Raw genomic sequence first — 10,812 nt, forward strand, 5'->3', positions numbered from 1 at the left:
TCAACCTAACGCATCCCTCACGGCGCATCCTTCAAAGCCAGCGCTTCCCGCAGATAGCGCGCGGTCCGACTTCGCTGCTGACGTGCAACCATTTCTGGCACGCCCGCGGCCACAATCCGTCCTCCGTCCTCGCCCGCGCCCGGTCCCACGTCGATCAACCAGTCGCATCCGGCGGCCACGCGCATGTCGTGCTCGACAAGGATGACCGTGTTGCCCGCATCGACAAGGCCGTTCAACTGCTTCATCAGTCGATCGGTATCGGCCGGATGAAGACCCGTAGTCGGTTCATCGAGGATATAGAGCGTATCACCGCGCTGCGCGCGCTGTAGCTCGGTGGCGAGCTTGATGCGCTGTGCCTCGCCACCCGAAAGCTCCGTAGCGGGCTGCCCAAGTCGCAGATAGCCAAGGCCGATCGCACGCAGTACGTCGAGCGATCGCATGATCTGCGCCTCGCCCGCAAAAAATTCGCACGCACGAGCCACCGTCATCGCAAGCACATCAGCGATCGTGCGTTCGCGCCAGCGGATTTTGAGCGTCTGCGGATTGTAGCGACTGCCGTGACAGGTCGAACAGGCAGCGTAGACACTCGGCAGGAAGAGCAGTTCGACCATCACGAAGCCTTCACCCTCGCAGGTCGGGCAGCGGCCCTGAGCAACATTGAACGAAAATCGTCCGGCACTGTAACGACACTTGCGCGCCGCAGGCGTCTGCGCAAACAGCTTGCGGACATGGTCGAACATTCCGCTGTATGTGGCGAGATTCGATCGCGGCGTACGGCCGATCGGTCTCTGATCGACACGCACCAGCCGACGAATGCGCTCCATGCCGTCGACAATTCGCCCTTCAGTGGTGGCGTTCCCGGTGGCGAGCAACGGATCGGCCTCTTCTTCCTCATCGGGTGCATCGGCGTCGCGACCCAGATACCCGGCGACGAGGTCCGGCAGTGCCTGGCTCACGAGGCTCGATTTTCCGGAACCCGAAATGCCGGTCACGACGCTCAGGCAGCCGAGCGGAAAAGCTGCGTCCAATTGATGAAGATTGTTGCGCGTGACGCCCTGTAGCCGCAACCAGCAGCGCGGTTCGCGGCGCTGCAACGCGGTACCCGTTTGCCGGGCATCGTCGTCCGAAAACAGATACCGACGCGTATGTGAACTGGTCACCTGTGACAGTCCGTCCGGCGGTCCACTGTAGACCACTTCGCCCCCTGCTTCGCCCGCGTTCGGCCCGACATCGACAAGCCAGTCGGCTTGCCGCATCACGCCGAGATCGTGTTCGACGACGAACAGCGAATTACCTGCGGCCTTGAGGCGCTGCAGCGCTTCGAGCAACGCATCGCCATCGGCCGGATGCAGCCCTGCCGATGGCTCGTCGAGCACATAAACGACACCGAACAGTTGGGACGAGAGTCGTGTCGCTAGCCTCAGTCGCTGCAACTCGCCCGAAGAGAGTGTCGGCGTGGCTCGGTCGAGCGAGAGATATCCCAGACCCAGATCGATCAGCGTCTTGATTCGATCGAGCAATTCGATCGCGAGCCGTTGCGCGGCCACGCGCTTTTCTTCCGAAAGATTGGGCGTGCGCCGCATGTCCGGCGCGGATCCATGCCTGGCTCCTCCAGCAGCGACGCGGCGCTTCATTGCTGCGCGGCGCGCCTCGCGGTCGAGCGCTGCCCCGACCTTTTTCGCCTGTTCGAACGGCCAGTCGCCGCGCGACACGGGTTCGAGCAACGACGCGAGCCGCGCGAGCGGCAGTTGGGACAGTTCGCCAATGTCGAGACCCGCAAAAGTCACCGAAAGCGCCTCCGGCTTCAGGCGTTTTCCGTTACACGTGGGGCATACGCTGCTGATCATGTACTTGGACACGCGCTTCTTCATCAAGGCGCTCTGCGTACTCGCGAAAGTATGCAGCACGTAGCGACGCGCGCCGGAGAACGTCCCTTGATAGCTGGGCTCCGTCTTGCGCTTGAGCGCGGCGCGCGTCTCTTTCGGCGTGAATCCCGCATAGACCGGCACGGTCGGTTGTTCGTCGGTGAACAGGATCCAGTCGCGATCCTGCCTGGGCAGATCGCGCCACGGCGTGTCGACGTCATAACCCAGCGTAACGAGGATGTCGCGCAGATTCTGCCCGTGCCACGCGGGCGGCCACGCGGCAATCGCGCGCTCGCGGATCGTCAGCGAGTCATCGGGGACCATCGAGCGCTCGGTTGCGTCGTACACGCGGCCCAGTCCGTGACAGGTCGTGCACGCGCCTTGCACTGTATTGGGCGAAAAATCCTCGGCGTACAGCATCGGCTGTTTCGGCGGATAGCTGCCCACGCGCGAATACATCATGCGGACGACGCTCGACAGCGTCGTCACGCTGCCCACCGAAGAACGCGCGTTCGGCGCGCCGCGTTGCTGCTGCAATGCGACGGCGGGCGGCAGACCTTCGATGGCGTCCACATCGGGCGCGCCGACCTGCTCGATCAGGCGCCGCGCGTAGGGCGCGACGGATTCGAAATAGCGCCGTTGCGCTTCCGCGTACAACGTGCCGAACGCAAGCGACGACTTGCCGGAACCGGATACGCCGGTGAACACCACGAGCGCATTGCGCGGGACATCGAGATCGACGCTCTTGAGGTTATGTTCGCGCGCGCCGCGGACCCGGACGAAGCCATTCCACTCGGGGGGCGTCTCGGGCGCAGGGCGCGATTCAGTGACAGAGGAAGCCTGCGATTTCGTCATGGCAAGTATAGAGCGCGATGCCTGAAGCTTCGGTTGAGGGAAAATACGCTCCCTTTGGCAATTCGGTTCGGTCCGCCCCGTGCACATTCGCGCCGCAATCTGCTGCTGGCTCTCCGGCGCCGCACAACGTCGAGAGCGAGAACGCGCGGTTACCTGAACGGCGCGCAGCCAGAAACCAGCATCGGCATACCCTTTATAGCGCGATCGAAGGTTCGCTGTCGTCCTCGCTGTTATCTTGCCGATCGCTCAACTGGCTCGCCCACGCCGCTAGCGTCGTGCCGAAACCACCGTTGACCCGGGCGTCGAATCGTCCGCTCGTGGTCACGCGGGGCGCAGCGCTCCACGCGACATTCGCCCCCGTGGCGATCAACAGATCCACCAATGCGACATCTTCACCGCACGCCAGCGCGGGAAAACCACCCGCGCCGACATAGGCGTGCGCGCTGACCCCAAGATTCGCGCCATGTACATGCCGATGGCCATCAGCATCGCGGTAGTGCCGAGACCAGTGCGTGGCCAATGCGGGAGAATGCATACTCCAGTCGTCCACGTTGACGCACCCGCATACCGCATCGGCTCCCTCCGCGCACAGCGCGAGTTGTGCAACCAGCCATTCCGGCGCAACGCGACTGTCCGCGTCAGTAAACGCCAGCCAGCGCGCACCGCGCGCGATCATCGCCTGGGCGCCGGCAGAGCGCGCCGCGCCGACATTACGCGCCTCGACGATCAGCGCGTCGCAGCCGGATCGCATAACATGCCGCGCGGAACCGTCCGTGCAGGCATCGAGCACCACGACCGTCTCTACGGGTTCGCCACCCAGCAACGGATGCGCCATCGCGCAGCGTACCGCGTCGAGACACGCCGACAGATAGCGCTCTTCATTGTGCGCGGGAATGATCAGGCCAATCATTCGAACTCCATGATATCGGGCTTGGCTCGACATTCGGACGCCAGAGAGAGGAGCCGGAGCAAACTAAGCGAAACGAGCGGCACGCGCTCGTCGCCGAGCGATCACCGGATGCTGCATAGGCGCATTTTGGATGCCTGAAGACCACCACGTTCGCGCGCCACCGAGTGCCGCGATCAGTTCGTCTTCGCGCCTAATTTTTTCGCCAGCGTCTGCGACATCCGATAGTGCTCTTCGATCGTCGGCAGCGCCTTTTGCGCGGCGCCCTTGCGCTTGTCGTTCTGGCCTTCGGGCGTCCGCTCGGCGAAGCAGGCTATCGGGATCGGACTGTCGAAGGCGCGCCGCGCGGGCGTGGATCTCCCGCCATCGTTGAGAGTGTCGAAAAGCGGCGCCAGCGAGGGGACGCGCAAGCGGGCCACCCTAGACCGCGCCGCCAGTAGGGGCGAGCAAGCGCCCGTCAGCGCCGAGTCGAAAGCGAAGCGCTCGCGCACGACACGCTGAAGAAAGAGAGCAAGGCGCGAGCGTCGCCCGCTGCTGTGTTCAGGCAGACGAAAAGCGCGGCGGACCGTCCGGCCGTGAATCGCTCGGCAGCGGCGAAGAAGGCTGCGGAAACGAAGGGTGCGGCCGGGCGATCCGCTGGCGCGAAGAAGGCGGCAGTCTCGCGCTGCGCACGCTGTGTCGCACCGCTAGCCCTCCACCGTGCACGGGGCAAGTACGTTACGCGGCAAGGACGCGTTGAACCGTGCGAGAGTTTCGACGACGACCGGCCCGCGCCCGCGCTGCGGCCATTGACCACACCTTTCCGCTAGTCGCGAGCGTCTCCCCGTCGAGCGCAGCGGGTCACTTCTTGCCCGGCAGCACCGAAGCCATCACCTGCCGCGCCGTATTGGCGATGATGCCGCGCTCGCCGGGGTCGCCCTGCATCAGGGCCGTCGCGAAATGGCGCGCCTGATCGAGCGTCACATGCGGCGGCAGCGGGGGCACCTCGGGATCGGTCTTCACCTCGATCACAACCGGACGCGGCGCAGCCAGCGCCTGTTCCCAGGCGTCGCCGATCTGTTCGGCGTCGTCCACGTAAATGCCGGTCAGGCCGATCAATTCCGCGAATCGGTGATACGGCACGTTCGGAATATCCTGCGAGGCCTCGAATTTCGGATCGCCCATCATCACGCGCTGCTCCCAGGTGACCTGATTCAGATCCTCGTTGTTGAAGACCGCGCAGATCCAGCACGGGCTGGCCCAGTTGTGCCAGTACTTCGCGACCGTGATCAGTTCGGCCATATTGTTCATCTGCATCGCACCGTCGCCGACCAGCGCGATCACCGGCCGCCCCGGATGCGCGAATTTCGCGGCGATGGCATACGGCACCGCCGCGCCCATCGACGCCAGCCCGCCCGACAGCGAACACATCATGCCGCGGCGAATTTTCAGATCGCGCGCATACCAGTTCGCGCACGAGCCGGAGTCGCTCGTGACGATCGCACCATCGGGCAGCCGCGGCGACAGTTCCGTCACCACACGCTGCGGATTTACCTTGCCGCCCGTCGGCGCCTGCTCACGCTCGTCGAGCACGCGTTGCCAGCGCTCGTTCGCGTGCACGATGCGGTTGCGCCAGCTCTCCTGGCTCTTCTGTTCGAGCAGCGGCAGCAACGCGCGCAGCGTGGCCGCGCTGTCACCGACGAGGCTGACTTCCAACGGATAGCGCAGGCTCAACATGCCCGCGTCGATGTCGATCTGCACGGCGCGCGCATCGCCCTCCTTCGGCAAAAATTCGGCGTACGGAAAGCCCGATCCCACCATCAGCAAGGTATCGCACGACGACATCATCTCGTCGGTCGGTTTCGTGCCGAGCAGTCCGATCGAGCCGGTCACCCAAGGCAGGTCGTCAGGCACGACGGCCTTGCCCAGCAGCGCCTTGGCTACCCCCGCATGCAGACGTTCGGCCACGGCGATCACTTCGTCAGTGGCCTGCAGCGCGCCTGCGCCCACCAGCATCGCCACGCGATGCCCGGCGTTGAGCACATCTGCCGCGCGCTGCAGATCCTCCTGACGCGGCAGGACTTCGGGCGCGGCGTATCCGACCCCGGAGTGCGCCGTGCCATGCTTGCGCGGCGGCGCTTCGTATTCGAGTTCCTGGAGATCGTTCGGCAGCACGATGGCGGCCACCGTGCGGCGAGACAACGCGATGCGCACCGCGCGGTCAACCACATGGCGCACCTGCGCAGCCACGCTCGGCTGCTGCACATAGGCGCCGGCCACGTCCTTGAACATTGACACGAGATCGAGTTCCTGCTGGTAGTGCGAGCCCAACGCGGCGCGCGCCTGCTGTCCCGCGATCGCCAGCACCGGCATGTGATCGAGGCGCGCATCGTAGAGACCCGTGAGCAGATGCGCGGCGCCCGGCCCCGATGTCGCGATACAGACCCCAAGCCCGCCGCTGAATTTTGCATGGGCGCTCGCCATGAATGCGGCCATTTCCTCGTGACGCGCCTGCACGAAATCCATCTTGCCTTCGGCACGCTGTAAGGCGCCGAACATGCCGTTGATGCCGTCGCCAGGATAGCCGAACAGTCGCTGTACACCCCATTGGTGCAGACGTTCGACGATGAAATCGCTTACGGTTGCGCTGGCCATTGGACGCTCTCCTCTTGCGTTGCTCGCGGGATCGATGCGTCCATTGCGCAAGACGCAAACCTGCCTGACTGACCGTCGGGGGCATGAATCCTTCGACGTTGACGCGATCGCCTGCTGCGCCGTGGCGCGCATCTGAGAGAGGGCCGGGCGGGCAGCCTATGGTTTGTGAAGACGAAGGCGAGACCGCATGACGGAACGCGTGTTGCGCAGAGTAAGCGTCAATTCGCTTTCCGTCATTCCACGCCTTTCACCTGAAGGAGCCAACCATGCCATCGACCCTGAACCAGTACACGATGCAGGATCCGACGAAGCAGTATCCCGCGCCGGATTTCGAACGCCAGCCACAACCCGCTCCAGGGCTCACTCAAGAGATGACGCCACGGCCCGATCATGGCGAGGCTAGCTATCAGGGATTCGGACGCCTGAGGGGACGGCGCGCGCTGATTACCGGCGCGGACAGCGGCATCGGCCGCGCGGTAGCGATCGCTTTCGCGCGCGAAGGCGCCGACGTGGCCCTCAACTATCTGCCCAGCGAGGAACGCGATGCGCAGGAGGTGATAGCGCTCACTCAATCGGCCGGCGCGAAGACGATCGCCCTGCCTGGCGACATCGGCGACGAAGGCTTCTGCCAGCACCTCGTGCGAGACAGCATCGCGCAACTCGGCGGTGTGGACGTCCTCGTGAATGTGGCCGGTAAGCAGCACTATGTCGAACGGATCGCCGATCTCGAAACCGAGCAATTCGAGGCGACGTTCCGCATCAATGTCTTCGCAATGTTCTGGCTGTGCAAAGCAGCCCTCCCGCACATGCCGCCAGGCGCGACGATCATCAATACCTCGTCGATACAGAGTTACCAGCCGAGTCCGGGTCTGCTCGATTACGCGTCGACGAAGGCTGCAATCACCGCGTTCACACATGCGCTCGCGAAACAGGTCGCGTCGCGCGGCATTCGCGTGAACGCAGTCGCACCGGGGCCGGTCTGGACGCCGCTGCAACCGAGCGGCGGGCAGCCGCAGGAAAAGGTGGAGCAGTTCGGCGCGGAAACGCCCATGAAGCGGCCCGGCCAACCTGCGGAACTTGCGCCGGTCTATGTGTTGCTGGCTTCGCAGGAATCGAGCTTCGTCACGGGCGAAATCTATGGCGTGACGGGCGGACATCATCTTCCATAGACGACACAAGCGCCGTCCATGGCGGCCCCGCGTCGCCAGTGACGCTCGCACCGACGCCGCCGAATCGCCCGTTACGGACAAAGCCGAACTGGTTGCCACAGGCGGCATTACGACTCCAGTTCATCAAACAGTTCGTGGGCGAACCGTTACTGGTGGCGTACACGCGTGGAGCCGCCCCGTCGCTCCCAGACACACCTGCATCAGCTTGGGTTTCATGCCGACTCGACGCGCTCGAGCGGAGCGGCTACGCGTGCGCGCAATTGAAGTCCGTCACGGCGCAATCCAGGTCGGCTCCCACGCGCCTCCCACTCGAATGTACCGCGCCCGTTCATGACGCTCATTCGACAAATGCTTCAACCATTCAAGACTGTCCAGGCGCACTTTCACAACGCAGAAATTGGCAAACCCATCGGCCTCGTCACCGATGTGGTCGGCACCAAGCGCATCGTCGGGATCATAGATCCGCGTGCCGGGCGCAATCGTGGTTCGATACACTATCAGGCTGTGATCAGGACTCGATGTCCAGGCGAGCCGACGCGCCACATCGTCGAGCACAATTCCCGCCGTACCGGCTAAGCGGATCTGCAGACTGTGCCGGGCATCTACGCCGACGAGCGCGATGCGCGGCTCTTTGACCAGTTCGGCGAGCTTTGGCGACCGCCGATCCGTATGGAACGTGATCAGGCCCTCCGGTTCGCTCACATCGCGAAGTAACACCGTGCGCACGCTCGGCGCGCCGTCGATACCGACGGTCGCCGCCTGCATCGTCACGAAAGAGGGTGCTTCCTGCGGTGCATCAGCCGCCGCGCGGCGCAGACAATCCCATATTCGGGCATAGATCTCGTCAAGCGTCATGAAATTCTCCGCGCCGATGGGCTGCCTCAACCTGCGCTTCGTTGCGGCTACTTCTGGTCGTTGCCGACGGATGAGGCGCTGCGCCGCGCTTCGGCGGTATCTGCTTCGGCCCTGTGCCAGTATTCGTCGGTATGGCCTTCAGGCGCGCCCGCCTGCTCCCACAACTGGTACGCGCGATGACGAACTCGATTGTGGCGATCGTCGCGCTCCGCCGGATCTTCTTCGACACGAGTCGCGCCGCCGATAGCAGGCGGATCACTGGCGGGGAAAGTTGCCTCGACCGCGCTATCGATGCGGCTTTCGGACACGCGAGTCGCGTTTTGCTGCTTTGGACCGGCTGCCATTTTTTTCTCCATTGTCTCAAACACAGTGGGGACCAAACCACGTAACTGATCGTCGACCGACCAAGCCGCGCCGCCGGGCATCATCGAATCCCAGTCAATGTGATCGCGCATCGAACGTGCCTGGCGGAACAATCAGGAAGGCCGACACCGTTGAGGCTTCCCGCGGCCTTAGCGACAGGAGGCTTGCAGCCGCTGTTCTATCGGTTAACGAATTTTTCCGCCGGCCGCGTAGCATGGCCCATCGTTAGGTTGGGACCTGAATACACGTCGCGGCACGGCATGTGCTAATCAGGCCGGGCGACTATGTCAACAGCGGTTCTCGCCCCGCTATCCGCCGGAACACTCGTTCCGAGATCCGAACGCCCACCCGGGTGCGCTGCGGTCGGTCGACCCCAGCGCCGTTCGGTCAGATCCAGCCGATGTCCATCTCTTTCCAGCAGAGGTGTATGGATCGGCTTTGTCCGAAGGAGTTCACCATGTTCGCTCACAACAAGCGTCTTCAGTACACCGTGCGCGTCGCAACGCCTAATCCGGGCCTGGCAAACCTGCTACTCGAGCAATTTGGCGGTCCGCAGGGGGAACTTGCCGCCGCATGCCGCTATTTCACCCAGGCTGTCGCCGAAGACGATCCCGGCCGCAAGGACCTGCTGTTCGACATCGCCACGGAGGAACTCAGTCATCTTGAAGTCATCGGCTCTATCGTCGCGATGCTGAACAAGGGCGCCAAAGGGCAACTCGCAGAGGCGGTGGAAGAAGAGGCCGAGTTGTACCGGTCGCTGACTGGGGGCGGCAACGATTCCCACACTACGGCACTCTTATACGGTGGCGGACCGGCGCTGACCAATTCGGCCGGCATCCCATGGAGTGCGGCCTACATTGATACCATCGGCGAGCCAACCGCCGACCTGCGCTCAAACATAGCTGCCGAAGCGCGCGCAAAGATCGTTTACGAGCGCCTCATTAATGTGACCGACGATGCCGGTATCCGCGAAGCACTCGGTTTTCTGATGACCCGGGAGATTGCCCACCAGAAGTCGTTTGAGAAGGCGCTGCATGCGATCCAGCCGAATTTTCCCCAGGGCAAGCTACCCGGCGTGGGAAAATTTGCAAATGTGTACTACGACTTTTCAAAAGGCGACGACCAGCGGGGCCCGTGGAACGAAGGCCCTGAGTGGGAATTCGACGAGTCGCCACAACCTGCCGTGGATGGCGGTGACGGCACTGCGCAGGTCAAGGTTAGTGCAGAGGACGTCGAAACGCTGAAAGCCATGGCGGCCAGAACTGCCTCACGCACGGATCTCGATCCGGTTACGGGCGCCGATCTTGGTTCCGGTGAAACATCGGCAAAGTAAGCGGTTTTAGGCCACCCGCTTCGCCGTAGCGTTCTGCAAAACGCTTGAGGAAAGATGCCCCCGACCTACCGTTGCAACGAGTACATTTACGCCCGCCCCAGTGCGGGCTCTTTTCGTTGAATGTTGCGCAGTGATCTCGATCAGAAGACATTTTGCTACCCATTGTTCCTTTGAGCGCGCTTTGGTATCGGCGCAATCTCAACGCCGGAGGTGGGATCCGGCCAGTCTGGCAAATCGATGCGGCGCCAGCGACCGTCCTGTTGCGCAACAGGGGCTCGTGGGGAGTGGCACGTGCATTGCGCACCGTGTACGTGATTTCGTGGACGTTGGCGAGACCTTTTCGCGCCATGGAGCGTATTTTGAACCCATTCGATTTCGATCAGTGCATGGAGGAAATCCAGCTCTCGCTGGTACAGGTTTCGATTCGCAGAAGCGGGTGACCGTCAGTCTCATCAATGAAGGCGACGTCATCGTGCTGCGTCTGAGCCGGGCGACCGAATCCGGACGCAGCACGCTCGACGCGCGTTGCCCCGCCACGCAGCGACGCACGATACAGACGCGCATTGGCGCGCTGGTGCGCGGGCGCGTCGATCTGATGCGAGAGTCAACCGCGTTCAGCGCGGCTAGCTCGATCGAATTCGTGCTCGACGACGCCCTGTTCGATACGTTCGATAGCGTCGGCGATCTCGACTATCGCCCGGCACTTAGAGCGCACGCCGCGCCGTTCCATCATGAACACGATGCCGCTCACCGTGGCATTGTCAAGTTGGCGGCTGTGGGCAACTGTGCGTCACGCGCGTAGTTATCCTTAACAGATAACGGTCTCGCTTG

General features: G+C 63.3%; 8 protein-coding genes and 1 pseudogene. 4 read left to right on the plus strand and 5 right to left on the minus strand.

What is annotated here, in order from left to right; genetic code table 11:
* Positions 1-17 precede the first annotated feature (17 nt).
* Positions 18-2,720 carry an excinuclease ABC subunit A gene (locus tag SB764_RS37070; RefSeq protein WP_410866327.1) on the minus strand — a complete coding sequence of 901 codons (2,703 nt, stop codon included), beginning with the start codon at positions 2,718-2,720 and terminating at the stop codon, positions 18-20.
* 193 nt (positions 2,721-2,913) lie between these two features.
* The gene (locus tag SB764_RS37075) at positions 2,914-3,630 is read right to left on the minus strand and encodes a glycosyltransferase (RefSeq protein ID WP_410866328.1); all 717 of its coding nucleotides are present in this window, start codon (positions 3,628-3,630) and stop codon (positions 2,914-2,916) included.
* Positions 3,631-3,918: 288 nt separating this feature from the next.
* Between SB764_RS37075 and SB764_RS37080 the strand changes: the two are divergent.
* Positions 3,919-4,301, plus strand: a pseudogene (locus tag SB764_RS37080) (DUF6496 domain-containing protein); the annotation flags it as partial.
* A gap of 166 nt (positions 4,302-4,467) precedes the next feature.
* Here SB764_RS37080 and SB764_RS37085 read toward each other — a convergent pair.
* Complete coding sequence (locus tag SB764_RS37085) at positions 4,468-6,261, minus strand: thiamine pyrophosphate-requiring protein (RefSeq protein ID WP_410866329.1); 1,794 nt, start codon at positions 6,259-6,261, stop codon at positions 4,468-4,470.
* A gap of 266 nt (positions 6,262-6,527) precedes the next feature.
* Between SB764_RS37085 and SB764_RS37090 the strand changes: the two genes are divergently transcribed.
* The gene (locus SB764_RS37090; RefSeq protein WP_410866330.1) at positions 6,528-7,430 is read left to right on the plus strand and encodes an SDR family oxidoreductase; all 903 of its coding nucleotides are present in this window, start codon (positions 6,528-6,530) and stop codon (positions 7,428-7,430) included.
* Positions 7,431-7,700: 270 nt separating this feature from the next.
* On the opposite strand, the gene SB764_RS37095 is transcribed toward SB764_RS37090, so the two are convergent.
* Both SB764_RS37095 and SB764_RS37100 read right to left on the minus strand, forming a co-directional pair.
* Positions 7,701-8,285, minus strand: a complete 585-nt coding sequence (locus tag SB764_RS37095; RefSeq protein WP_410866331.1) for a pyridoxamine 5'-phosphate oxidase family protein — start codon at positions 8,283-8,285, stop codon at positions 7,701-7,703.
* Positions 8,286-8,332: 47 nt separating this feature from the next.
* Entirely contained in the window at positions 8,333-8,740 is a 408-nt protein-coding gene (locus SB764_RS37100; RefSeq protein WP_410866332.1) for a DUF2934 domain-containing protein, read from the minus strand.
* 365 nt (positions 8,741-9,105) lie between these two features.
* Between SB764_RS37100 and SB764_RS37105 the strand changes: the two genes are divergently transcribed.
* Positions 9,106-9,981 (plus strand): manganese catalase family protein, encoded by an 876-nt coding sequence (locus tag SB764_RS37105; RefSeq protein WP_410866333.1) that lies wholly within the window; start codon positions 9,106-9,108, stop codon positions 9,979-9,981.
* A 319-nt stretch (positions 9,982-10,300) separates the two neighbouring features.
* Positions 10,301-10,783 (plus strand): hypothetical protein, encoded by a 483-nt coding sequence (locus SB764_RS37110; protein WP_410866334.1) that lies wholly within the window; start codon positions 10,301-10,303, stop codon positions 10,781-10,783.
* Positions 10,784-10,812 lie beyond the last annotated feature (29 nt).

This window comes from Paraburkholderia sp. SIMBA_027 (assembly GCF_046535315.1).
In the GTDB taxonomy this organism is placed as follows: Bacteria; Pseudomonadota; Gammaproteobacteria; order Burkholderiales; family Burkholderiaceae; genus Paraburkholderia; species Paraburkholderia tropica.

Bases quoted from the DNA above. Each gene is read 5' to 3' on its own strand.
- SB764_RS37070 (WP_410866327.1), bottom strand. From the start codon at position 2,720: ATGACGAAATCGCAGGCTTCCTCTGTCACTGAATCGCGCCCTGCGCCC.
- SB764_RS37075 (WP_410866328.1), bottom strand. From the start codon at position 3,630: ATGATTGGCCTGATCATTCCCGCGCACAATGAAGAGCGCTATCTGTCG.
- SB764_RS37085 (WP_410866329.1), bottom strand. From the start codon at position 6,261: ATGGCCAGCGCAACCGTAAGCGATTTCATCGTCGAACGTCTGCACCAA.
- SB764_RS37090 (WP_410866330.1), top strand. From the start codon at position 6,528: ATGCCATCGACCCTGAACCAGTACACGATGCAGGATCCGACGAAGCAG.
- SB764_RS37095 (WP_410866331.1), bottom strand. From the start codon at position 8,285: ATGACGCTTGACGAGATCTATGCCCGAATATGGGATTGTCTGCGCCGC.
- SB764_RS37100 (WP_410866332.1), bottom strand. From the start codon at position 8,740: ATGCGCGATCACATTGACTGGGATTCGATGATGCCCGGCGGCGCGGCT.
- SB764_RS37105 (WP_410866333.1), top strand. From the start codon at position 9,106: ATGTTCGCTCACAACAAGCGTCTTCAGTACACCGTGCGCGTCGCAACG.